Genomic DNA, 21,409 nt, shown 5'->3' on the forward strand with positions numbered 1-21,409 from the left:
TCATTAACACTTACGGCGGCGGCTCATTCGACGACGACATATTGATCCGAAACTTGATGGTTGAGCATTTAGGTGCTTCGTGTGGGTGGTGATCGAACCGGGGCCGGGTATTCGGTCAGACGAGCCGCTCGGCGACGTCGAGATGTTCCTGGCCCCATGCTGCTCCGAATTCGAGCACGTAGAGTCCGGTCGCCACGCGTTCCAGGAAACCCCATTCCCAGATGGCGTCACCGTCGAGGCCGCTGTGTTCGGCAAGCAGGCCGCATCGGTGTCGGACCAGCGATCGTGTCGGGCCGTTGAGGAACTCCTCGGTCCAGTCGCGCAGCACGATACCGAGGTCGTAGGCCGGTTCGGCGACGAACGCTTCGGGGTCGACGTAGACGAAACCCGACTCGGCGCCGGATCGGGGCGAGAGCACCTGCATCGCGTTGCCGGAGTGGGGGTCGCCGTGGACGGCCACGCATCGGTCCTCGTTGTAGGCGGCAGCGCGGCGCTCGGCATAGCGCAGCGCCGTCTCGATGACCTCCTTGGAACAGGGCTGGTCCAGCCCTCTCCAGGCTCGGTTGATCAGTTTGGCCAGGTCCTGCGCCTTGGAGCTTCCGGTCTGCGCCGGCACTGTTTCGGGCAACTCGACTTGCCATGCCTGCTGGAGGGTCGCGCAAACGGTCTTGATGACTTGCTCTGGCGGCCAGCCGAGCTGGCTCATCGACGGCCCCAAAGCTTCCATCAGCATGACGTTGCGATCCGGGTCGGAGGCGAGCAGCCGGGCATAGCCGCGACCCGCGGCCTGATCGAGTCGCTGGATCTCATGAGGAGCCCAGAAGTGGGGCAAAGCCAGCTTCAGAACAGCACCCTGACCGTCGATTGTTCGCGCGTGTGCGACATAGGACGAGGTGCCGCCCCTGATCGGTTGGCCGACCGTGATCGACCACTGTTGCTCCATCTCGGCGATGAGGTCATCCAATCCGTCCAACCAGGCCAGGCCAGGCTCCCCGAATGACTCCGCTTTGGCGCGGACGAACGGTGACACAGTCGCGGAAGTGTGATGCATCGGGTTGATGCTGGCCCAACGCATGCCGTCGGTCAAGCTCATTGTTGAACAGCGGCACCGGGACCCCATGATCGCCAACACGTTCGAACCGAGATTCGCAGCGAGCTGGTTGGTGACCGATCACCCGCTGCCCGCCCACCCGAGTCGATGTCATCCGGCTGCATGCGTGTATTTCGTATGCGGCGCTTGAAAGTAGCCCAGGAATCGGGCAGGGAGTTTCTGGGCGCGATGGAAGAAAACGCGAACCAATCGCTCCATCTGGGCCCGGTCGGTGATGACCTGATCAGCGAGCGTGGGCTTCAGATCGGCGTTCACTAGTTCGTCGGGATTGAGATGCGGGGCGTGGGCGGGCAGGAAGTGCAGCTCGATCCGGTCAGGCCGCTCCGCGACCCATTCCCGCACCTTCTTGGCCCGATGCGCGGAATGCCCGTCGACGATCAGGTGGATCTTCTCCTCGAACTGACCCAGCAGCCGGTCGAGAAGAGCGATGAATACTTCGGCGTTGAACTTGTCCTTCAAGACCTTGAAGTGCAGGTCGCCCCTGGTGGAGATGGTCGACATCGCCGAGAGCCCGAACCGATTCCCGGTACGGGCAAGGACCGGCGTCTGGCCTTTACGGCCCCAGGTGCGTCCGGACAACTGGTCGGAGCGGACCCCGACCTGGTCGCCGAACAAGACCACCGCACCCTCGGATCGAGCCCTCTCCCGCAGCGCGGGACAGGTGTCCTCGACCCACTCACACATCGCTTCGGGGTCTGCCTCGATGGCGCGCTTGTCAGGTCGCTGGAAGCTATTGATCCGAAACTTATTGGTTGAGCACCGCGTCTGGTTGATGTGTGCGCGCGGGAGTACATACTCGCCGCGGCCACCGGCGGTGTCGTGCTCGACCTGCCGCCACGGGAACGTGCGCCGGGCATCGGCCGGGCTCCTCTCTGCCGGGATTGGAATCGGGGCGGACTGGGTATTCCTGGTGGCAGCGGCGTGACCTGGTAGGGGCCACGCCTGTGAGCGAGGAGGTGCCTCATGGCTACCGTCACTATCGAGACCCCTATCGATCCCCATGTCAGGAACACCGCTGACGTTCGGAGTCCCGCGTCCGAGGTGTCGGCGGTGAGTACAGCCGCCCACCAGGTGTTCTGGCTGCTGCGCATTGGCTTCACCATCGCGCCGATCCTGGCCGGGGTCGATAAGTTCTTCAACTGGTCGGTCCAGTGGCCGGACTACCTGGCAGGCTGGATCAGGGACTTGTTGCCCGGCACCGGCCAAGACTTCATGTACGTCGTCGGCGGAATCGAGATCCTCGCCGGGCTGTTGGTGCTGTTCGCCCCGAGAGTCGGGGCGCTCATCGTCGCCGCTTGGCTGGGCGGCATCATCGTCAACCTGTTGACGGCCAATCCGCCGCAGTTCTACGACATCGCGCTGCGCGACGTCGGGCTGATGCTCGGCGCGCTGGCGCTGTGGCGCCTGGCCTTGGCAGTGGTGCCGGCCCGCAGGGACCGGACGCTCCCGGCTCGACCCTGGTAGCGAGGCACCCTGCATGCGGCGATCGGACGCATCGGCGAGCCGTCTCGACGGCTATGCGCCCCTTCGCGACTACGCGGCGATCGGCGACGGGCGCACCGTCGCGCTGGTGGCCCGGGACGGATCGATCGACTGGTTGCCCATACCCGACCTCGATTCGCCGACGGTGTTCGCCGCGGTCCTCGATGCCGAGCGGGGTGGGAGGTTCGTACTCGAACCGGAGGTCCCGTACCGGGTCGAGCGCCGCTATCTGCCTGGAACGAACGTCCTTGAAACCACGTTTCACACCGCTTCGGGCAGCGCACGGGTCACAGATGCCCTTACGCTGCCCGGGGACGGACTCGAACCGTTCCGCGAGCTTCAGCGGCGCATCAAGGGCCTGGCGGGGACTGTGCGGTTCCGCTGGCTTGTGGAGCCGCGCTTCGGCTACGGGGGCTCGAACCCGCGCTTCGGCAGCAGGTTCGGGCTGCCGGTTGCGAGCTCCGGCGCTGAGGCGGTCGGGCTGATCCCCTTCGACGCAGGCGCGTCGACGGCAGGATGGTCGGGCACCTTCGAGACCGCGCACGGGTCCTCGCACCTGCTGGTGCTCCCGATAGCCCACCAGGAGCCGCTGGTGTTCCCCAGCCGGCGAGAGCTCGATGCGCGTTTCGAACGCACCGGTGAGATCTGGCGGCGCTGGACCGCCGAGCGGACGTACGAAGGACCCTGGCGAGAGGCCGTCATCCGTAGCGCACTGGCGCTGAAACTGCTGGTCTTTGCCCCTTCGGGAGCGGTCGCGGCGGCCGCGACGACATCGCTGCCGGAGCAGGTCGGCGGCGAGCGGAACTGGGATTACCGCTATTCCTGGATCCGCGACAGTGCCTTCACCCTGCAGGCGTTTCTGCGCCTGGGCTGCCCCGCGGAGGCGCGGGCCTACTTCTGGTGGCTCATGCACACGACGCAGCTGGACGCCCCGAGACTGGGCGTGCTGTACCGCTTCGACGGTCGCCACCCTGCGACGGAACACGAACTGCCCCTCCACGGCTACCGCGGTTCACGTCCCGTCAGGATCGGAAACGCCGCCGCCGACCAGTTCCAACTGGACGCCTACGGCGAGCTGATGCAAACGGCCTGGCTCTACGCCGAGGCAGGGAACATGATCGATCCGGATGTGGGTCGCAGACTCGGCGAATTCGCGGACTTCGTGGCCGCGAACTGGCGGACCGCTGATTCGGGCATCTGGGAGGTGCGGAGCGAGCCCCACCAGTTCACGCAATCGAAGATGATGTGCGCGGTGGCACTGGACAGGGCGGCGCAGCTCGCCGAGCGAGGCTCGCTGCCGCGGCGACATCTCGACCGCTGGCTGCGGCAAGCGGCGGCGATTCGCCAGTTCGTGGGCTCCCGGTGCTTCTCCGAGCGGCGCCGGTCCTACGTCCGCTTCGCGGGCGGTGAGGAACTGGACGCCAGCGTGCTGCTCGGCCTCCTGCACGGCTATGACGACGCCGCCGGCCCGCGGCTGAGCTCGACGGTCGAGGCGATCGATACCGGGCTCGCCGAAGGTGCACTCGTTCGCCGCTACACCGGTGAAGACGGGGTGCCCGGTTCGGAGGGAGCGTTCTTGGCGTGCTCGTTCTGGCTCGTCGAGGCGCTCGCCCGTGTCGGGCGCGTCGATGAGGCCGCTGATCGGATGGACGAGCTGATCGGCCTGGCCAACGACGTCGGTCTCTATAGCGAGGAGATCGGTCCAGCCGGCGAGTTCCTGGGAAACCTGCCGCAGGGACTCTCCCACCTGGCGCTGATCAGTGCCGCGGCGGCCATTGCGGAGGCGAGTTCATGACCATCGGAGGCGCGCTGGCCGGCGGTCTGGTCGGGACGCTGGTTCTCACGAGCCTGATGAGGGCCGCGAACGAGCTGAAACTCACCCGGATGGACCTGCCGTTCCTGCTCGGCACGGCGATGAGCGGAAACCGCGCCCGCGCGAAGGCAATCGGCTACCTGCTGCACTTCTGCTTCGGACTGGTGTTCGCCCTCGGCTACTACGCGGTCTTCACCGCGATCGGGATCGCCGGCTGGGGACTCGGCGCCGTGTTCGGCCTGCTGCACGGCGTGTTCGCGGCAACCGCGCTCGTCAACGTGCTGCTGCCGCTGGTACATCCGCGAATGGGGTCGCCGATGACCGGTGCGGGCGATACGCCGCTCCTGGAGCCACCCGGCTTCATGCTCAGGAACTACGGGGTGCAGACGCCACTGGTCGCGATCGCGGCGCACGTAGCCTATGGCTCGATCGTGGGCGGGCTCTCCTCGCTCAGCGGTTGACCCTGACAGGCCGGGCGACGCCATCGGGGAGGTGGCGGCGGAAGTCGCCGGCCGCCCGCGGAGCCGGCATGCCCAGCGATGCTTGCGAACTTGGAATCAGATCGCCGACGAGGTCACGTCAGTCTGAAGTACCGTCTTGGTTTCGTATCACCGGAGCGATGACTCGGTGCTACTGCTGCTGGATTCGGTTCAGGATGGCCGATAGGTCGAGGTCGTCCCCGAGCATCTCCTGGGCCATGCGGGTCATCCGCTCGGCGTGCCGGGCCTTTGCGGTGTCGATGAGTTCGATGATGGCGGGGCCGAGGGTCTGGCGGCGGCGCATGGCACGTTCGTCGATGCCGAGCTCGGTCACCTTGCCGTCGGCGTTGAGCTTGACGCGGAGCAGGCCGTCCTCGGAGGTGACCTCCACGGCCTCGGCCTCCGCTTGGGCGCGCAGGTTCTCGTACTTCTCGAGCGTCGCCTTGGCGTCGCGCTCCATCTGCTCCAGGCGGGCCATCATGGCCTCGGGGTCGGGTCGCGACTGGTTGCGGTCCGTCACGCCTGCTCCTCTTCGGCTCGTTCGACCGGGCGGAGGCCGCCTCCGAATGAGCCCGGCTGCACCTCGACCCCGGTCTGGGCGGCGATGGCGGCGCTCAGTTCGCGGTCCAGGTTCGCCTCGGCCGCTTGAATGGTCTCCACGATGAGCTCCCCCAGCTCGACGCCGCTGAGCGCGAATGCGGTGTGGTGCAAGTCGAGTTCGGTGATCTTGCCACCGGCCTTGGTGACCACTCGGACGGCGCCGTCTTCCGAGGAGGCCGCCGCCTCGGCCGTTTCCACCAGTCGCTGAATGGCCCCGCAGTCGGGGACTTGGTGCTGGTCCATGCCGTTCAAGGTAACTGACGCACGCGCGGGCGCGGAACTGCCATTCCTACCCGAAGGCACCGAATGCGTCCCCCAGCCCGGAAAGGCCGTCCTTGATGAGGTCGACTACCCCGGGGATCATGCCGAAGATGCTGATCGCCAACTTGATCAGGCTGATCGCGGTCATGATGTAGCCGGCGACGGTGGCGACGGCGAGTGCGACGGTCGCGGCAGTGGAGGCGCCGAAGGTGGCCAGTCCGCTCGCCATGCCCGGCAGCCAGGTCGTGATGGCCCGCTCGGCGAGCTCGCCCAGGAACTCCTTGACCTTGTCGGTGAGCTTCTTGGCCAGGATCGCGAAGGCGCGCAGTGCGACCGCGAGCCCGGCACCGAAGGCGCCCATGATCTGGAGTCCGCGGCCGATCTCGCCGATGCGGTGACGGGCGGCGTCGGCGGCCTCGCCCTCCCAACCCTCCAGGGCGGCAGTGCCGTTGTCGGCGATATAGGCGCCGTTCTGACGAGCGCCCTCGATCACGGTCAGCCACATTTCGGCGGAGGTCTTCATCCGACCCTCGTTGCCGGTGACCATGCCGAGGAGGTCTTCCAGCGGCTGGCAGAGGTTGATCACGAAGTCGACCAGGGTGCCGGTGAGCCAGCCGAGGGGGTTCTCCATCCGGATCCGGTCGGACTCCTCGAAGTTCTCCGCCGCGTTCATGATGTCGCCCGCGCTGGTGACGATCTGGTCGACCAGCGTGATCAGGGCGGGCCAGTCGGCGAGATCCTTGATCTTCGCGGCCTGGTCGGCCGCGGCGCCGATGGGCGCGGCGGCGGAGTTATTGCTCAGCCCCTTCACGGCGTTCTCGACGTTGAAGGGGTTGTCCCCGAACGGGGATTGGGTGGAAGCGTCTGCGCGCCAGCCGGGTTCGGCCACGTCGGTCATCTCAGGCCCCTCCCAGTTCGCCGCCGAGCGCCGCGAGGTCGGCGGCGGCTTCGTCGTCGGCCGCCCGGTAGGCCTCGGCGGACTCGACGACCAGGTCGGCGTATCCCTCGATGGCCGTTCGTACCTCGGCGAGCCGGCCGTGCAGGATCTCGGCGATCGCGAAGTAGAACGGCGCGGCCAGCATGACCCCGGGATATCCCCAGGTCCACAGGTCCGGATCGGCCTCGCGTGCGTATTCGGCGACCTCGGCGGCCTGGTCGGCGGACGAGCGGACGGCCTGGGCGGCTTCGGTCAGCGCATCGGTGTCGACGCTGTAATCGCTCATGGGGAGCGGGTCTCCTTCTTGGAGTGGGCATGGGCGTAGAAACCCGGCCATTTCCTCCCCAAGACGACTGGTACACAAAGGGTAGCGGAGTCGTTCGGCTACCGAATCAGCCATGCGGCGTCTGAGGGCAAAGGCGCATTTGCGACACGGCGGTAAGGTGTTCTGCAAGGCGGATCGCTGCCCAGTGCCGCCGCGACGATTTGAGAGCACCGGCCCGGTTCATACCGTGCTCCCCATTCCCCGGAGAATTCCCTGATGACATGGATTGACGTCGACGCCGAAAAGGTGCGGCAGGCCGCCTCGACGCTGCGCGAGACCAAGACCGAAGTGCAAGCGGTGGCCGACTACGCCCATGAGGCCGATCCCGACTGGTGGATGTGGGGACTCGCCGGCATCCCCTTCGCCGCCCTCTACTTCGCGGCGACCGAGATGGTCTTCCACCCCGCCCTGGAGGACGCCCAGGAAGCCATCGAAGGGCTGTGCGTCCGGCTCGAGGACTGCGCCGACGACCACGAGGCCAGCGACGCCGAAGTCGCCCAAGAACTCGAAAAGCTCGGCGAAGAACTCACGGGAGGCAACTGATGTCCGACGCAGTGGAAGAACCCACCTGGAACGACGGCGCGCTCCCCGAGCAGGCACCCGATGGAACCGAAGCCGCAGGCTGGTCATCTGACCTGCAGAACGCCTACGACGCCGTGCGCGGCAAGGACTCCCGGAGCAACACCTACGACGACGGCCACTCCCGCCTGCACGATGCGGCCCAGTCCCGCCTCAACAACGAGGACCACCAGACCGGGGTGCGCATCAGCGGCACCGACACCAGGGGCAACACGCAGTACAACGCCCGCCCCACCGACTCCAACACCGGCATGAACGCCCTGCAGAGCGCCGCGGCTCCGATCACCGCGGGGCTGAACACGTACAACAACGTCTCCAAGGCCATCGAGAACGGCAAGAACGACTGGGGGCTCATCTCGACCGCGGTGACCGGCCTGGCCACCGACGTGCTCGCCGTGCAGGACATGGTGAAGCAGTACGAGGCGTTCGTGGAGAAGATCACCGACCCCAAGTTCGACCCCATCCAGTGGCTCGCCGGCACCATCATCGACTTCCTCATGCAGCTGTTCCAACCGCTGGAGGACCTGGTCGGCCTGGTCTCGGGCAACGAGACGAGGATGCGCAAGTCGGCCGAGATGTGGGTCAAGGTCTCCGAGGGCTGCCGGCAGACCGGCGACTACATCAGCCAGACCGGCACCGCCGCGCTCGAAGACTGGGTCGGCACCGACGGCGACGCGGCCCGCCTCAGCGTCGATGAAGCGGGCCGAGCGGTCTCGACGATGGGCTTCCTCGCCGTCGGCGCGAACGGACTCCTCCTCCAGATGGCCGATGTCGCCAAGCTGCTGCGCCAGGACATCGTGGACCTGATCGCCAAGGGCGTCTCGTGGATGATCACGCGGCTGCTGCCGCAGGTCGCCGCCGGCATCGCCAGCTTCGGCGCCACCGTCGCCACCGCGATCGCCAGCGGCATCGCCAAGATCGCCCAGCTGGTCATGAAGGCGGTCAACTCGATCACCAGGGTGCTGGGGATCTCCGAGAAGGCCGCGAAGACGTTCGAGGCCATCAGCAAGGCCATCAAAGTCATCGAACCGATCCTGAAGTTCCTGCGAGACCACAAGAACGCGATCGCCACTACCACCCGCATGACCCAACAGGCCGTCCAGTGAACTGGCGGTGGATCAGGGCGCTCGGCGAGGGCGCCGCGCCCTATGAGATCGCCGCGCACCCGCTCACCGACCGCACGGTATTCGCGCACGAGCTGTACACGGTGTGGATTCGCAGCACCGCCGCCGAGCGCGGACTTCCACCGCCCGGCAAAGGCGTCCTGATCCTCGAATCCGACCTGCTCGGTCGCATCGCCGAATCCGATGCGACGCGACCGTTCACCCCGGTCGTCCTGATCGACGGCGAGCCGATTGCGACCGGCTTCGGCCGGGCTGACATCACCCTCGACCCGGGCCGGCACCTCCTCGAGATCCAGTCCGGGGCATCCGCCGCATACGCCCCCATCGATATCGAGGGCGGGAAGTTCACGCGGATGTCGTCATTCGTGCCGCAGCGGCTGGACGGTGCGGACACCGGCGACGCGCGTGCGCTCCTGCGCCGTTTCACGCTGACGCCGACCATCGCCGTCCCGCCCCGTCCCAGCCGCTGGTTCACGCCCGCGGTGTGTTTCGCGGGCACCGCGGCTTCGGCGCTGGCCACCCTCGCGGTGCTCGACCGCACGGATGTCGAAGGCCTGGCATGGCTGCTGCTCGTCGTCGTGGTCGCAACGCTCGGCGGAATCGGGTTCTATTGGGCCGCAAGGCTCATCGAGGCCGCCGCCGTCGCTGCGGCGGAGCTGCGGCTCAAGGCGCGACTGCCGGTGGCCGGGCATCACGAAGCCGCGATCGGGGACGGGACGTGGCGTCCGGTCGATGTGCGCGACACCGCCGCTCCCCAGCCGCCGCCGGGTCAGGCGGTCCTGCGTCTGGCGGTCGCCTACACGCAATCGCCGAACGATCCGCAGGCGCTCCCCGGGACCATCCTGGACGAGAAGGCCGCCGAGCAGGCGGCGCGGCGGCGCAGGGTCATCGGCGAGGAGTACCCGCCCGAGGCCAGGCCCTGGGTGGAACGGCCCGTGGTCCGCATCGACGATGCGCCCGTCCCGGCGATCTGGGGTGTCAACGAATACCACCTCACCCCGGGCGGCCACCGCGTCGACGTCGGCGTCCCGGGCCCGGCGGAGGTCCTGCGCGACGACCAGACGACCGTGGTCCTCCCCGCGGACGCCGAGGTCCGCATCGATGTCGTGCTGCGTGGGGCCGAACCGACCGTGGTCGAGGCGACGGCCGCTATCGAGATGGTTCCCGGGTTCGAGGGTTGGGAACTGGAGCGCTACGCGGGGACCATCGAGGCCCGAACCGTCTCCGAACGGATCTGACCCGCTACCGGTTCCGGTGCTGTTCGATGATCGCCGCCAGGTCGACCTTGTCGCCGATCATGGCCTGGGCCATTTCGGCCATCTTCTCGGCGTGCTCGGTCTGGGCCCGCTCGATCAGCTCGACGATGGTGTACGACAGCGTCTGTCGTTGACGCATCGCGTACTCGTCGATATTGATTTCCGCGACCTGGCCGTCGCCGTCGAGTTTGACGCGAACCAGGCCGTCGTCGGAGGAGGTCTCCACGGCGTTGGCTCCGGCCTGTTCCTGGAGCTCCTCGTACTTCCGCAGCGTCTCCTCGGCGTCGAGGCGCATCTGCTCCAACTTGGCCATCGCCGCTTCGGGGCTCGGACGATCGTTCATCGGCCCTCCTCCTCGTTTCGCTCCTCGCCCGCGAGCGACGGCAGGCCGGCACCGAGGTCGTCCGAGGACACCGCCATGCCCGTCTCGGCGGCGATCGCGGCGCTCAAGTCCTGCTGCAACCGCGAATTCGCCGTACGGATCGTCTCGACGATCAGCTCGCCCAACTCCAAGCCGCTCAGTTGGAAGGCGCTCGATCGCAGGTCGAGTTCCTTGATCCGGCCGGCGGACCGGGCGACGACGCGGACCTCGCCGGTCTGGGCGACCGCCTCCGCCTCGGCCTCCTCCACCAACCGCAACATTGCCGCGGGGTCGGGCCTGCGCATCTGGTATTCCATCCTGAGTACGGTACACAAGCCGTGCACAGCTGCGGTCCTGTCGATGCCGCGTCCACGCCCCCGACCGACCGGTCGGGGGGCGTTCGAAGCACCCGAGAGTCCGCTTCGGTCAGGGATACCGGGCATTCGGGGGGACCTCGGGAATCCAGATCCGGCCCGAATATTCGCCCAAGGTCATACCGTCCGGGTTCAATCTCGACTTGACCAGCGCGTACACATCGATCTCGGTGACCGTCCCGCCCCGGAGATCGAGTTCGAGGGGGACGCTTCCACGGAGCAGCAGATCGACCTTCGTCCCCCGGTCGAGCGCGTGCGGCGGGCCCGGAATCGCGATCTCGACCCGGTACCGGCCGGGTGGCAGGCGGTACTCGTTCCGCCCCCAGATGGCCAGGAGGCCCCGGTCTCCGAGGGTGATTCGCGGCGGTTCGATCCACGGTGCGACCTCCCCCTTGGCCGACTCCTGCTTCCTGGCGTCGGCCAGGCGTTCCCGGTATTCGCGGTCCCAGCCCATGTCCCGGACCAGCATCCCCCATTCGCCCTTCGCCCAGCGGCCCATGCCTTCGAGCTCTTGGCCCAGCACCTCGACCAACGGCGCGTCCGGGTTCTCGTGCGGGTGCTCGAGCGGACGGGCGCCCATGGGGACCTCCGGCGGGCGGGTGCGCGGGACCCGGACGGGTTCGCGATCCGAGTCGCCGTCGTGGAGGAACACCGGGTTGAGCCGTAGTACGGCCTCGCCGCCGGGTTCGGGTGCGAGGCGGTCTCCGGGGTCGACCGGCCTCCAGGTGATCCCCTCGCCGCCCGTCTCGTATCCGGCCACCGGGGTGCCGCGCAGCCGGTGCCAGGCCCACTTCGCCCAGGGCGTGAGGGCGAGTAGGAACCAGGTGGCCACGGCGGCGATCGGCCCGGACGCCGCTTCGGGGCCGGATACGAACAGGAACAGGAGGCAGTACACCGCCACAGCCGCCGCGGTTGGACCCACCATTGACTGCCAGCGTTTGAGAAATGCCCTCGGGCCCAAGGAGAAGCATCCGAAGAAGCGCCGCATTCGCTCGGCGGTGTCGCCGCTGAAATAGGGTTCGGCGACGACCGAGGCCAGCCTGACCTCCTTGCCCGATACGACGTCCACCGGCCAATAGCGGCCCGAGGCGAGGGACTGGACCTGCACCAGGTGCCGTCCGGCCGGGAGGACGATTCGACCGGTGCCCAGCCCCGTCGCGGTCGGGATGCCGTTTACGAGCACCACCGGGTAGAACTTGGCGCGCCGGCGCAACCGGTGCTCCTGGCCTTTCGGCGGGAGGGCGCGGCCGGGTTCGGGCTCCGTCGGTCGGGGCTCGGAGGCCCGCACGATCATCTTGGAGGTGAACCGGATCGTGCCGCACCCGTCGGGCACTTCGACGCGTCCGGTGACGACGGGGAACGGCGAGAGCGCGTGCGGTCCGAAGCGGTGCGCGGGGCTGAACCGTTCGAGGATGAGGCTCAGGCGTCGTTCGAGATAGTCCAGCAAGACCGGCGCTCCTCACTGCTGGCGGGGCCGAAAACCGGGGGCGGCCTTACGCTACTCCTGCTGCGGCAGGGCAAAGGTAGATTGTCCACGCCCTGACAAACGACCCCATTCAAAGCGAGCCTCGCATGTACCAGACCACAACCGGTTCCGCGTCGCCGTCCACCGTCACGGCCCATCCGGAATCGCGGTTCCACGTCTCAACGGAACCGCCGCACCTGACCAGCGGATACGGACTCCTGGAGGTCACCCTGCACGACGGGGCGCGGCGCTGGACGGCACCGCATCGATACCCCGGGCAGGTCGGGCCGGTGTCGAGCCCGGAGTACCCGCTGCCCGGGATCCCGTTGCTGCTCATCGACTCCCGGCCGGTGCTCCAGGGCACCGGCAAGGCCTGGGTGCAGCTGCCGCCGGGCGAGTACCGCTGCTCGGTGCAGGCGGGCGGGTTCGCGGGCTGGTGGCCGCTCACGATCGAGGCCGGGGAGGCCATCGACCTCCAGGCCCGCCCGAGTCCGACCGGCGAGCTGCAGCTGGCTCCCGGCCGATTCGCCGGGAAGATCCGGTACCTGCGGCCGCTCGCGTCCTTCGGCGGCCTCGCGCTCGGCCTGATGTTCCTGCTGCTGTGCTCGTTCGTGCTGCTCATCAAGTGGGGGCTCCCCGAGGTGCGGCTCGGGACGCTGGCCACGGCGATCCTCTACGGCGCCAGTGCCGCCGCGGCGATCACATTGTGGCTGTTCATGACCGGCAAGCACGTCCACACCATGCAGCGTTCCGCGCAGCACCACGAGCAGCTGCGACGGCGATCGGACGAGCCGCTGTACGGCGGCGTCCTGGACGTGTACGAGCTGCCGCCGACCGCCTCGGTCGTGCCCGAGCCGGGCCCGTACCGCAGCGGCATCGTCCTCGACCTGGCCTGGGAGACGGTGTGGCAGCGCATCGACACCGAAGTCGAGATCGACTGGGAGGCAATGCAGCGCGACGGCGAGCCCGGCCCGGTCGACCGCCGCCCCTGGATCGGCGACCCGACGGTGCTCATTGACGACGTCGAGATCGCGGTGACCTGGGGCCGCTGGTGGATCCCGCTGCCGACCGGGGAGCACCTGGTCGACGTGGCCATCCCGCACCAGGACGAGCGGGCGCAGTCAGAGGACGACGACGATCACTACACCACCTGGACCGACACCGTGGCAACCGAACCGGACCACCTGACGCACCTCCAGCTCGACGGACTGGTCGTCCAGTACTACCTCGACGAGGACGAGCCCGTGCTCCAACTGAGCGAGTTCGACGCCGATACCGACACCATCCGCGTGGACGGCGAGGTCGGGCCCTTCCGCGCACCCCGCAGGGAGACCGTCCCCGTCGACGGCCAGACCGACCCCAGCTACTGCCACAGCATCCTCGACATGACCGAATAGCCACTGGCGCAACGAATCGGGCCGCCGGCGCGATGCCGGCGGCCCGATTTGTCACTGCGTCCTACGCGTAGGGGTCGTCTTCTTCCTTGCCGATGCCCCAGACGTCGTCTTCTTCCACGAGCCAGGTGGCGTCGCCTTCTTCGCCTTCACCTTGGCCGCCCATACCGCGGCCTCCGCCGCCGCCCATCATGCCGCCGCCCATGCCGCGGCCTCCGGCGCCTGCGCCGCCCTTGCCCATGCCCTTCATGCCGCCGCCTCTGCCTGCACCGGCTCCTCCGGCACCACGACCGGCGCCTGCGCCGCCCATCATGCCGCCGCCCATGCCTGCGCCCATGCCGGCGCCTGCGCCGCCACCGGGCATACCGCCGCCGCCGGCGCCTGAGCCGCCGCCGGGAAGACCGCTGCCACCGGGCATACCGCCGCCACCGCCGCCGGACGCCAGACCACCGCCGAGGTCGTCGGGGTCGGTCGTGGAGGGTTTCCAGGCGTCGTCGCCGGTACCGGGTAGCTCGCCGGGCTTATTGGGATTGGGAGACCAAGAGTCTTCGTCGCCGAGACCGCCGGTGTCGATTTCGCCGGTCGTGGGTTTGTCCATCCCGGGGTAACCACCCCCGCCGCCACCGCTGGGCATGCCGCCGCCACCGCTGGGCATGCCGCCGCCGCCTCCGCCGCCACCTGGCGGTTGGAGGTTGCCTTCCTCGTTGGCGGCGCCGGTGGGCTGCTTCGGGGTGGTCGGGTCCTCGTGCCCTGAGTACGTCGTGTTCGCGTTGTACTCACGGTCGATGATGTCGTTGTTGATGTTCTCGGAGGCCTCGACGTAGTCCGTGTTGGCCTTGGCCAAGGCGTCTTCGTTCTCGGTCAGGTACTGTTCCCGGACCTCGAGGTAGATGTCCTCACGGTCAGTAGGCTTGAGTTGGTATGTGAATGCGTCACCGGTCTCTTGGACGTACCGCCGGACCTCGTCGTTCCACTCCTGGTTCGACTGCAGACGGCTGTCGGTCTCGGTGTCGATTTTGTTGTTGTAGTCCTCCATCGTCCCCTGGGGGAATCCGGTCATCTGCAGAGCGTATTCAGGAGTGATGTGGTTGCACTCCTTTTCGCTCCACCACGGGGGACGGCAGTGAACGTAGTCGTCCTTGAAGATGCCGACGAACCAGTTCTGCTCCTTGGTCCACATCTGCGGCGCAGGAAAGGGAATGAAGCCCTCGGCGCCACCTTGGGCTTCCCAGATGCCCTCGGACTCGTCCTTGAGCATGTCCCGGATCTCAGTGGAGCTGTCGACGACCTCTTGAGCGATCTTGACCATGTCTTCGATGTTCTTTTCGAACGTGTCGAAGTCATCGCCGGTCCATTCTTCGGCAAGCTGGGACGTGTAGCTGCCGAGCAGCCCAGGAAGTTCAGACAGCTGCTTGACGACTGAGTCATCCCAGGCGATCGCGATGCTGTCCAGGGCATGATCTCTGGCACCATCTGGCCGGACGGACCTAATGAGTCGATTGAGATCCGTCTGACTGGGCAATGCATGGGAGAGGTCATTCTCGGGATACAGGTTGGAGCCATCCGCACCTTCCGCTCGTGGAACCGCGGACATCAAGTTCTGCCATTTGGTCTCGACCTCGATGTTATTGCTCAGCGTGCATCCGTCGCCATCGCAGGACTGACCCTGCGATGCGCTATTGAGGCCCTCCAGCGTCTGCGTATCCCCTGAATGGCCAAGGGTCTCGAGTTCGGCGGGCTTGGTCTCCGCTTCGAACTCGTCTTCGAATGTCGGTCCTCTGTCACTCACCGGAGCTCACTCCCGCTTCTTCCAGACGTTCAGATACAGCACTCTGCACGCCTGGCAGAGTCGTATCGATCAGGTGGTCCCTGGCCTCCTCGACCGTGAAATCGGCCTGGTTGCCGCTGCCTCCGGAGACGAGATCGCTTCCCGTCTCGAGGGTGATCACGATCAGGTATGAGCCATCACGGACAAGTACCTTGAAGGCATCCCTGACCCCATAGTCACCCAAGAAAAGGATGCCTTCATCCCAGCCGGTGACCTCATTTTCCGCGAAGTCCTCGCCGTAGAGATCCCTGGCATCGGCTTCCAACTCGGCGTAGCGTTCGGAGGCTTCTTCCTCAGATGGCTTCGGCACGAGTGAGATGTCCACGAATCCTTCGGCAAGGCCGACGTTGTCCTCGGTTTCCTCGGACCAGATCACCTTGTTGGAGCACATGGCGTGGTCGTCCGGAGTGCCTACCCCAGCCGGAGAACTGAGGAATTCGCCGCTGACCTCGAATGCCCGGAGAGATTCGGTCAGATCGTTGTAGGCATCGCCAAGGACCTCGCAGGGGTCCCAGCTGCTGATCTCCGCATCGATTGCGGCGGCGCCGGAGTCGCCCTCCCCCGAGGTCGATTGGGGCTCTTCAGGCGCCCCGCCGTCCGGGGAACTGCCTTCGCCGTCGCCGCCGACCATGCCGCAGGAACCCAATAGCAGCAAGGCCGCCAGTGAGGCCGCAGCGGTGCCGGTTGCTTTGCGGATCTTCATTCAGCGCTCCTTGAAGTGATTCGATTCTGGCGAGAAGTTTCAACGGTCATGGTGTGCCTACCCCAGCGCGTTCTCGTAGTCATCCGAGGTGGCGTCGCCTCCGCCGCTGGCGCCACCGCCGGCCGTGGCGGCATTGCCCGCTGCGCCGGCCGCGGCGTCTCCGCCGGTCGCGGTGGTCCCGTCGACCTCGTCGTACTGGGTCTTGAAGTCGTCGACGTTGTATTCCTCGGAGGTCTCGTGGCCTTCGAGAGCCGCATTCAATGCCTGAATGGTGCCGAACAGCGATTGACGTAGCGCCTGCAGGTTCCCCCACGCCGTCGCGTGCGAGGTCGCGTACGTCTCTCCGGCGGTCTGGCCCTCGCCGGTGGTGCCAAATGCCGGGGCCTTCTTCAGCGCCCCTTCCTTCATGGAAGAGATCGGGCCGCCGTCGGCCTCCAGTACGTCTTCGAGCCAATACAACAGGAAGTCCCGGTACCGCGCTACGGCGTCGGGATCGAACTTGCGCTCTGCCACGGGGGTCCTCCGGGGAATGGCGGGTCTAGGGTGGTCGTGCATCTCAGATTAGCAGGGCTCCGCAAGCCTCACAGGACAGCTGAACTGGGCGGCAACTCCATTGCGGGCTTCGGTTTCCCTGCTCAATGCGGGGCGGCGGGCAGCGAGCGGTGGAAGCGGGCGAGCAGGTCTACGAGTGCGTCCAGGGCCTCCGGGTCGAGTCGGCCCTCGCGCGCGACGTGGCAGTGGCCGCCGTTCAGGACCAGGTAGGACCTCTTGAAGCCCTCTGCCTGGTGAAGCTCCGCCAGGATCTGCTCGTTGAACACCCGCTGGGCCGCTTCCGGGTCCTCGGCGCAGATGGCCAGGCGGTGGGTCAGGCCTCCGCCCGGCAGTTTGACGAGATCCAGCCTCGACGCCGTGGCCCACCCCGTCACCAGCCGCTTCGGGCCGCAGGCCATATAGGACGAATTCCACCCGATCGCGACCTTGACCGAATACAGCTGGCCGGTGTCCCACATCGGCGGGAACCGCTGCTCACCGTCGTTCCTGACCGCCAGCGCGGGTATGCCCGCGGTGGCGCCGTACTGCTCGACGGTCGCCTTGAGGCCGCCGATCTGGCCGGACATCACGTGGAACGCATTGATGTCCGAGGTCAGATCCGCCTTGACCGATTCGACCATCTCTTGGTTCCGGCTGGGCCACTTCAGCTCTCCGACGCTGGTCATTTCCGCCACGAGGGCATCGGAGGGCGGGAACGGCGTCGTACCCCGCTCGAGTCGCATGGTCGCGATGAATCCCATCCCGCGCCGCCGCGCCCAGTCGCGGGCGCCCTCGACGACCTTCCGCTCTGAGCTGGAGTACTTCATAGACACCACGCTACTGCGGAAGTGCGCCGCGACCTTCCGCGACAAACTCCTCCAAAATTCGCGCTAGCTGCGATTCTTCCAGATGGGCGGGGCGGTTATAGACTCCGCGAAACCCCTGTCAGTCGTTCAAGTGGAGTCAAGATGGTCGATGGCCTCAAGGGCCACGCCGACCGGCGCAAGGCCCGCCGCGAGGACTGGTCGAACACCGAAGGGCTCGCAGGCTAAGTGGCACAAAGCAAGAGCAACCAGCCCAAGCAGGAGACGACGCAGCGCGGCTTCACCTCGCACGACGACACCGACGCGTATCCGAAGGCGGCCTATTGCGACCGCGACGGCCGCCGCTACACCACGCCGGCGTTCACGGGACGGTTCGACGAGCCCGACGTCTGCCGCAAGGGCCACTCGCCGGACCTGGAGCCGGCCGGGAATCGGGCGCTGCTCGACGTCTTCATCTGCACCAATGCACGTGCCGACGGCGCAGGCGTCCTGCTGCTCGACGGTGAGGTCCTCGCCGCCGGGGACGGCCGCTACCAGCTCGAGATCGATCCAGGCCCGCACCGGCTCGAGGTGCAGGGCTACGACGCCTCTTCTACGAATTTCGAGGCCGCGGCCGGCGAGCGCGTCTGCTATTCGACCGGGCACAGCGTCGCGGTGCGCCGCCAGGTCGACTTCCGCACCGAGTTGTACCGGGTCCGCGGCCCCGAGGGCTTCCTGCCGGTGCTGTCGGTGAAGTCGGCGAACGTCTCGGGCGTCGGCTGCCTGATGGCGGTGGCGGGGTTGCCGCTGCTGTTCATCGGGGGGATCGTGGGCGGCTTCGTCCCGAACCCCTGGCAATCGATCCTGTTCGTCATGGCATTCGTCGGGGCGGTCATCCTGGTCACCGGCTCCACCATGGGAATCACCACGACCCGCAGGCTCCATAAGCGCGCCAATGAGATGCGTCTGGAGATCGAGCGCATTCCGGCGCCGGTTCCGGGCGGGTACACGGGCACTGCGGTCGCCTTCCCGTCGGCGGCCGATGCCCGGGAATGGGCGAAGGGGCGTCGGGTCGGGGGCGTGCTGCTCGTGTTCGACCTGTTCCTCTACCGGCTGTCGCGCGCCCCGCGCCAGCCCGCCGAGTACACCGGCATCGGTGAGACCCTCGCGCTCTCCCACGCCGGCTCACTGAAGCTGTGGATCGACGGCGCCGAGGCGCCGTGCGACTGGGCCTCCTGGTACTACCCGCTGGCGCCCGGCGAGCACCGGTTCGCTGTGGACTACGGCGATGGCGATGCCAGCCACGAGTTCACCGTCAAGGTCACCGATCACAACGACATGACGGTGGTGCAGGTGCCGGTGCAGGTGTTCCGCCTCTGGAACACGTACGCCAATGCCGGGGAGGCGCTTGAGCCCCGCGTCACGCATGCGGTGACCCGGAAGGCCCAATCCACCCTCGGCAAGCTGAACCAGAACCCGAGCACGAACGACGAGTGGGTGCCGGGCCGCTACTGGCCGATGAACGCCAAGTAGTCCCTGACTTTCCGACGCGACCTCAGAAGTCGAGGTCCACAGGCCCTTCGATGACGACCCGCCCTTCGCGGATGTCTTTGATGCGCTGCATTTCCTCCGGGGTCAGCGGCACCTGCGGATTACCTTCATCATCACGGCCGAGCGGCTGTGTGTAGCGCCAGGCGCGTGACATATCAAGGCCGTTGGGCGGTTCCTCTTCAGCGGCTTTCTGAAGGACCTCCTTCAGCCACTCCGGACGATCACTGTCGGGGGTGTTCCCCTGGTTGTCAGTCATTCGCGACTTCTTCCACTCTGATATATGTACGTCCATCGTCTGGGTTCACGCGCCGCTCGGTCACCAGGAAGCTGGTGCCCCGGTCAAATACCACTTCGGATTCCTCCGGAGCATCGGAGTACTCCCGAATATATCGTCCGGAGCGTCCGTCAACCGTGATGATCGGGCCTCCAGACGCAAACTGCTCGGCAACCGAGTACTCCGTCGAGCTGCTGGTGAACGAACGCTCTGGGACCACTGCGCCAACCTGGTAGTCGTCGAGAAACGACTCATCCTTCACACCACGGTAGGTTCGCTCTCGATGCGGCGGCAAGTGCTGGAGCCCTTGGGAAACGGCCTCCGCGGCACGCTTGAGCTTCGCCTCCTGGACCGGATCAGTCACTGACCCAGGCCGCCGGAGATACTTGTTCAAAGGGTCGTACTCATCTGTGGTGTAGAACTTCACCATCGCTTCGTCGAGCTCGGTGAACTGCGAGAGTTCCGATCCCGGTTCGATCCGGGGCAGTTGCGGGACCGCTCTGATGCCGTCCGGCAGGCCCATTCCCGGGCCGTTCACCGGGCGCAGGTTCATCGTTATGCCCTGAAGCGTCGCCAGCGCGGTGACGTCTTGGCCGATGAGTTGCGCGAAGATCGCCTGCAACGAGATAGTGAAACCTGCCGCGACCGCCTGGTAGCCGGCCAATACGGCCGGTGCGGCCGGGCCCGCCGAGGCGACCTGCTGCCAGTGCGTCGGGCCCATGATCACCAGCGGCAGCGGCAGGACCTTGAATCCGGCGCTCTTGGCGGCCCGTTCGATCTGCTGGAGCAACTCGACCGAGATCTTCATGGTCGCCCCGAGCGTCTGGAGGAGTCCGGACGCCATGTTCACTGTGGCTTCGGTGTTCGCGGCGTTCAGGGAGACCTTGTTCGCCTCGGTCACGAAGGCGTCGTAGTCGTCTCCCTGCCAGTGCTCGCGGAGGTTCTCGAAGGCCTGGTTGTACTCGTTCTTGTAGTAGTCGATCCTGTCCGAGGCGTCCCGGAACTTGCCCGCAGCGCTATTGAGATTGGTGGGGTCGGCGTCGACCGCCTGCTGAAACGTGGGTGGCACCGGTCAGTGTCCTCACAGTTCCTGGTCGAACGCGTTGAATTCCTCGCCCGCGGCGTTGTCCGCCGCGGCCCAGTCGTCGGCGCAGTAGCCGAGCCGTTTCGCCTGGCTCTCCGTCATGTCCTGGTGCGAGTCGACGACGGTCTCGAACCGATCCTTGAAGGACTCGCAGGCCTCGCTCAGCATGAAGCCCTTCATGCCCCTGTCGACCCCGTCGACGCCTTGCTTCAAGGGCGTCTTCGCGTTGCCGAGGAACTTGCCTTCCGCCTTTATCTTCTGGCCTCCGTCGGCGATCTTCTCGGGGTCTGCCAGCTTTGCGGGCATCTGCATGCTCCTGGGGAGGATGGGAAAGGGGTCGTGCTGAAGGTACTACACGCTGTCATGCCTTGGGGGACAACACCTTCAGGTGTCGCGCGGCACTCGCCGGATCAATCGGGGCGGTGCGCCGACTCCAGGCCTTCCAGGTGAGAGATCGCAGCGATCTGCTTGACCCTCAGGCCGTCCAGGGTGGTGATCGCTCCTGATGGAATGCCTTCCCTCAGCAGCCTTCCGGGTACCGCTTCGTCGCCCAGCAGGGTGCGAAGCAGGTCTACGGTCACTCCTCCGTGTGCCGCCACCGCGATCGCCGCGTCGCCGTTCTCTTGTTCCACCAGGAAGTCTCGGAACCGTCCACCTGCCGCTCTTGACGAGTCGCCCACTGCTGGAACGAAATCGCGGTCTGCCGTCGTGGCCGTCCAGTCCTCGAAGAACTGCGCTATCGGGGTGCTTCCGTCCCAGTTCATTCGCTCGGTCGCTCGGGCGTCCACCTGGATTTCCAGGCCGCAGGCCGCTGCCAGCGGTTCGGCCGTTTCGATTGCTCGGCGCAGCGGGCTCGCATAGATCATTGTCAAGTCTTTGTTCTGCAAGGCTTTTGCCGCCAGCGCGGCCTGTTCGCGGCCCCTCGCCGTCAGGCCCGGGTCTCCTGGGAGACGTTCTTTTTCGCCGTGCTGCACCACGTACACCGTCGTCATGGCCGGAGCCTAGCCGTCCGGCGCGGGTTCGCGCTCAGGCGTAAGGGTCCTTCTGGGAATTAGTTGATGTCTGGTGGCTATC

Annotated in this window: 25 protein-coding genes; 8 read left to right on the forward strand and 17 right to left on the reverse strand. The window is 66.8% G+C overall.

What is annotated here, in order from left to right:
• Positions 1 to 115: 115 nt before the first annotated feature.
• A complete protein-coding gene (locus tag FAB82_RS24250) occupies positions 116 to 1,087 on the reverse strand; it encodes an aminoglycoside phosphotransferase family protein (RefSeq protein WP_168801750.1) in 972 nt (323 codons plus the stop codon).
• Between the two features lie 114 nt (positions 1,088 to 1,201).
• The gene (locus FAB82_RS24255; protein WP_136537148.1) at positions 1,202 to 2,113 is read right to left on the reverse strand and encodes an IS630 family transposase; all 912 of its coding nucleotides are present in this window, start codon (positions 2,111 to 2,113) and stop codon (positions 1,202 to 1,204) included.
• A gap of 48 nt (positions 2,114 to 2,161) precedes the next feature.
• Between FAB82_RS24255 and FAB82_RS24260 the strand changes: the two genes are divergently transcribed.
• The 3 genes from FAB82_RS24260 to FAB82_RS24270 are packed head-to-tail and all read left to right on the forward strand — an operon-like array spanning position 2,162 to position 4,867.
• Positions 2,162 to 2,575, forward strand: a complete 414-nt coding sequence (locus tag FAB82_RS24260) for a DoxX family membrane protein (protein ID WP_211116831.1) — start codon at positions 2,162 to 2,164, stop codon at positions 2,573 to 2,575.
• A gap of 13 nt (positions 2,576 to 2,588) precedes the next feature.
• The gene (locus tag FAB82_RS24265; RefSeq protein ID WP_136537150.1) at positions 2,589 to 4,388 is read left to right on the forward strand and encodes a glycoside hydrolase family 15 protein; all 1,800 of its coding nucleotides are present in this window, start codon (positions 2,589 to 2,591) and stop codon (positions 4,386 to 4,388) included.
• Positions 4,385 to 4,867 (forward strand): hypothetical protein, encoded by a 483-nt coding sequence (locus tag FAB82_RS24270; RefSeq protein WP_136537151.1) that lies wholly within the window; start codon positions 4,385 to 4,387, stop codon positions 4,865 to 4,867. Before FAB82_RS24265 ends, FAB82_RS24270 begins: the two co-directional genes overlap by 4 nt.
• Before the next feature lie 169 nt (positions 4,868 to 5,036).
• Here FAB82_RS24270 and FAB82_RS24275 read toward each other — a convergent pair whose 3' ends face one another.
• Genes FAB82_RS24275 through FAB82_RS24290 form a run of 4 tightly spaced genes read right to left on the reverse strand, consistent with a single transcriptional unit; the run spans position 5,037 to position 6,969 of the window.
• Positions 5,037 to 5,405 carry a YbaB/EbfC family nucleoid-associated protein gene (locus tag FAB82_RS24275; protein ID WP_136537152.1) on the reverse strand — a complete coding sequence of 123 codons (369 nt, stop codon included), beginning with the start codon at positions 5,403 to 5,405 and terminating at the stop codon, positions 5,037 to 5,039.
• Positions 5,402 to 5,728, reverse strand: coding sequence for a YbaB/EbfC family nucleoid-associated protein (locus FAB82_RS24280; protein ID WP_136537153.1), 327 nt, complete (start codon positions 5,726 to 5,728; stop codon positions 5,402 to 5,404). The genes FAB82_RS24275 and FAB82_RS24280 overlap by 4 nt, the downstream gene beginning before the upstream one ends.
• Positions 5,729 to 5,774: 46 nt before the next feature.
• Entirely contained in the window at positions 5,775 to 6,644 is an 870-nt protein-coding gene (locus FAB82_RS24285; protein WP_136537154.1) for a hypothetical protein, read from the reverse strand.
• A gap of 1 nt (position 6,645) precedes the next feature.
• On the reverse strand, positions 6,646 to 6,969 hold the full coding sequence (locus tag FAB82_RS24290; protein WP_168801751.1) for a type VII secretion target: 324 nt from the start codon (positions 6,967 to 6,969) through the stop codon (positions 6,646 to 6,648).
• A 255-nt stretch (positions 6,970 to 7,224) separates the two neighbouring features.
• On the opposite strand from FAB82_RS24290, the gene FAB82_RS24295 reads away from it, so the two are divergent.
• From FAB82_RS24295 to FAB82_RS24305, 3 genes are read left to right on the forward strand one after another with little or no spacing between them, the layout of a single operon-like run.
• Positions 7,225 to 7,551: a type VII secretion target gene (locus FAB82_RS24295; RefSeq protein ID WP_136537156.1), complete on the forward strand. Its 327-nt coding sequence runs from the start codon at positions 7,225 to 7,227 to the stop codon at positions 7,549 to 7,551.
• Entirely contained in the window at positions 7,551 to 8,693 is a 1,143-nt protein-coding gene (locus FAB82_RS24300; protein ID WP_136537157.1) for a hypothetical protein, read from the forward strand. Before FAB82_RS24295 ends, FAB82_RS24300 begins: the two co-directional genes overlap by 1 nt.
• Positions 8,690 to 9,949, forward strand: a complete 1,260-nt coding sequence (locus tag FAB82_RS24305; protein ID WP_136537158.1) for a hypothetical protein — start codon at positions 8,690 to 8,692, stop codon at positions 9,947 to 9,949. The genes FAB82_RS24300 and FAB82_RS24305 overlap by 4 nt, the downstream gene beginning before the upstream one ends.
• Positions 9,950 to 9,953: 4 nt before the next feature.
• On the opposite strand, the gene FAB82_RS24310 is transcribed toward FAB82_RS24305, so the two are convergent.
• From FAB82_RS24310 to FAB82_RS24320, 3 genes are all read right to left on the reverse strand, one after another.
• Positions 9,954 to 10,310: a YbaB/EbfC family nucleoid-associated protein gene (locus FAB82_RS24310; protein WP_136537159.1), complete on the reverse strand. Its 357-nt coding sequence runs from the start codon at positions 10,308 to 10,310 to the stop codon at positions 9,954 to 9,956.
• Positions 10,307 to 10,645, reverse strand: a complete 339-nt coding sequence (locus FAB82_RS24315; protein WP_136537160.1) for a YbaB/EbfC family nucleoid-associated protein — start codon at positions 10,643 to 10,645, stop codon at positions 10,307 to 10,309. Before FAB82_RS24315 ends, FAB82_RS24310 begins: the two co-directional genes overlap by 4 nt.
• A 109-nt stretch (positions 10,646 to 10,754) precedes the next feature.
• Positions 10,755 to 12,149 (reverse strand): hypothetical protein, encoded by a 1,395-nt coding sequence (locus tag FAB82_RS24320; protein WP_136537161.1) that lies wholly within the window; start codon positions 12,147 to 12,149, stop codon positions 10,755 to 10,757.
• A 125-nt stretch (positions 12,150 to 12,274) separates the two neighbouring features.
• Here FAB82_RS24320 and FAB82_RS24325 point away from each other — a divergent pair, with 125 nt between their 5' ends.
• Positions 12,275 to 13,564, forward strand: coding sequence for a hypothetical protein (locus FAB82_RS24325; RefSeq protein ID WP_136537162.1), 1,290 nt, complete (start codon positions 12,275 to 12,277; stop codon positions 13,562 to 13,564).
• A gap of 61 nt (positions 13,565 to 13,625) precedes the next feature.
• On the opposite strand, the gene FAB82_RS27295 is transcribed toward FAB82_RS24325, so the two are convergent.
• The 4 genes from FAB82_RS27295 to FAB82_RS24345 all read right to left on the reverse strand — a co-directional run bounded on the left by FAB82_RS27295 (position 13,626) and on the right by FAB82_RS24345 (position 17,450).
• Entirely contained in the window at positions 13,626 to 15,350 is a 1,725-nt protein-coding gene (locus tag FAB82_RS27295; protein WP_168801752.1) for a hypothetical protein, read from the reverse strand.
• Positions 15,343 to 16,092: a hypothetical protein gene (locus tag FAB82_RS24335; RefSeq protein WP_136537163.1), complete on the reverse strand. Its 750-nt coding sequence runs from the start codon at positions 16,090 to 16,092 to the stop codon at positions 15,343 to 15,345. Before FAB82_RS24335 ends, FAB82_RS27295 begins: the two co-directional genes overlap by 8 nt.
• Before the next feature lie 57 nt (positions 16,093 to 16,149).
• The gene (locus tag FAB82_RS24340; RefSeq protein ID WP_136537164.1) at positions 16,150 to 16,605 is read right to left on the reverse strand and encodes a hypothetical protein; all 456 of its coding nucleotides are present in this window, start codon (positions 16,603 to 16,605) and stop codon (positions 16,150 to 16,152) included.
• 122 nt (positions 16,606 to 16,727) lie between these two features.
• Positions 16,728 to 17,450, reverse strand: a complete 723-nt coding sequence (locus FAB82_RS24345; RefSeq protein ID WP_136537165.1) for a hypothetical protein — start codon at positions 17,448 to 17,450, stop codon at positions 16,728 to 16,730.
• A gap of 225 nt (positions 17,451 to 17,675) precedes the next feature.
• Between FAB82_RS24345 and FAB82_RS24350 the strand changes: the two genes are divergently transcribed.
• Complete coding sequence (locus FAB82_RS24350; RefSeq protein WP_136537166.1) at positions 17,676 to 18,959, forward strand: hypothetical protein; 1,284 nt, start codon at positions 17,676 to 17,678, stop codon at positions 18,957 to 18,959.
• 22 nt (positions 18,960 to 18,981) lie between these two features.
• Here the strand turns inward: FAB82_RS24350 and FAB82_RS24355 are convergent, their stop codons facing one another.
• The 4 genes from FAB82_RS24355 to FAB82_RS24370 all read right to left on the reverse strand — a co-directional run bounded on the left by FAB82_RS24355 (position 18,982) and on the right by FAB82_RS24370 (position 21,327).
• Positions 18,982 to 19,233, reverse strand: coding sequence for a hypothetical protein (locus tag FAB82_RS24355; RefSeq protein WP_136537167.1), 252 nt, complete (start codon positions 19,231 to 19,233; stop codon positions 18,982 to 18,984).
• Complete coding sequence (locus FAB82_RS24360; RefSeq protein WP_136537168.1) at positions 19,226 to 20,320, reverse strand: ADP-ribosyltransferase; 1,095 nt, start codon at positions 20,318 to 20,320, stop codon at positions 19,226 to 19,228. The genes FAB82_RS24355 and FAB82_RS24360 overlap by 8 nt, the downstream gene beginning before the upstream one ends.
• A 12-nt stretch (positions 20,321 to 20,332) precedes the next feature.
• A complete protein-coding gene (locus tag FAB82_RS24365; RefSeq protein ID WP_136537169.1) occupies positions 20,333 to 20,641 on the reverse strand; it encodes a hypothetical protein in 309 nt (102 codons plus the stop codon).
• 104 nt (positions 20,642 to 20,745) lie between these two features.
• Positions 20,746 to 21,327, reverse strand: a complete 582-nt coding sequence (locus FAB82_RS24370) for a histidine phosphatase family protein (RefSeq protein WP_136537170.1) — start codon at positions 21,325 to 21,327, stop codon at positions 20,746 to 20,748.
• Positions 21,328 to 21,409 lie beyond the last annotated feature (82 nt).

Source organism: Glycomyces buryatensis (assembly GCF_004912275.1).
Classification (GTDB): Bacteria; Actinomycetota; Actinomycetes; order Mycobacteriales; family Micromonosporaceae; genus Glycomyces; species Glycomyces buryatensis.

What these genes read in the sequence shown, in the direction of transcription:
- FAB82_RS24255 (WP_136537148.1), bottom strand. Translation starts at nt 2,113, where the DNA reads ATGGGGATCGATAGGGGTCTCGATAGTGACGGTAGCCATGAGGCACCT.
- FAB82_RS24265 (WP_136537150.1), top strand. Translation starts at nt 2,589, where the DNA reads ATGCGGCGATCGGACGCATCGGCGAGCCGTCTCGACGGCTATGCGCCC.
- FAB82_RS24270 (WP_136537151.1), top strand. Translation starts at nt 4,385, where the DNA reads ATGACCATCGGAGGCGCGCTGGCCGGCGGTCTGGTCGGGACGCTGGTT.
- FAB82_RS24280 (WP_136537153.1), bottom strand. Translation starts at nt 5,728, where the DNA reads ATGGACCAGCACCAAGTCCCCGACTGCGGGGCCATTCAGCGACTGGTG.
- FAB82_RS24285 (WP_136537154.1), bottom strand. Translation starts at nt 6,644, where the DNA reads ATGACCGACGTGGCCGAACCCGGCTGGCGCGCAGACGCTTCCACCCAA.
- FAB82_RS24290 (WP_168801751.1), bottom strand. Translation starts at nt 6,969, where the DNA reads ATGAGCGATTACAGCGTCGACACCGATGCGCTGACCGAAGCCGCCCAG.
- FAB82_RS24295 (WP_136537156.1), top strand. Translation starts at nt 7,225, where the DNA reads ATGACATGGATTGACGTCGACGCCGAAAAGGTGCGGCAGGCCGCCTCG.
- FAB82_RS24300 (WP_136537157.1), top strand. Translation starts at nt 7,551, where the DNA reads ATGTCCGACGCAGTGGAAGAACCCACCTGGAACGACGGCGCGCTCCCC.
- FAB82_RS24310 (WP_136537159.1), bottom strand. Translation starts at nt 10,310, where the DNA reads ATGAACGATCGTCCGAGCCCCGAAGCGGCGATGGCCAAGTTGGAGCAG.
- FAB82_RS24315 (WP_136537160.1), bottom strand. Translation starts at nt 10,645, where the DNA reads ATGGAATACCAGATGCGCAGGCCCGACCCCGCGGCAATGTTGCGGTTG.
- FAB82_RS24325 (WP_136537162.1), top strand. Translation starts at nt 12,275, where the DNA reads ATGTACCAGACCACAACCGGTTCCGCGTCGCCGTCCACCGTCACGGCC.
- FAB82_RS24335 (WP_136537163.1), bottom strand. Translation starts at nt 16,092, where the DNA reads ATGAAGATCCGCAAAGCAACCGGCACCGCTGCGGCCTCACTGGCGGCC.
- FAB82_RS24345 (WP_136537165.1), bottom strand. Translation starts at nt 17,450, where the DNA reads ATGAAGTACTCCAGCTCAGAGCGGAAGGTCGTCGAGGGCGCCCGCGAC.
- FAB82_RS24355 (WP_136537167.1), bottom strand. Translation starts at nt 19,233, where the DNA reads ATGACTGACAACCAGGGGAACACCCCCGACAGTGATCGTCCGGAGTGG.
- FAB82_RS24365 (WP_136537169.1), bottom strand. Translation starts at nt 20,641, where the DNA reads ATGCCCGCAAAGCTGGCAGACCCCGAGAAGATCGCCGACGGAGGCCAG.
- FAB82_RS24370 (WP_136537170.1), bottom strand. Translation starts at nt 21,327, where the DNA reads ATGACGACGGTGTACGTGGTGCAGCACGGCGAAAAAGAACGTCTCCCA.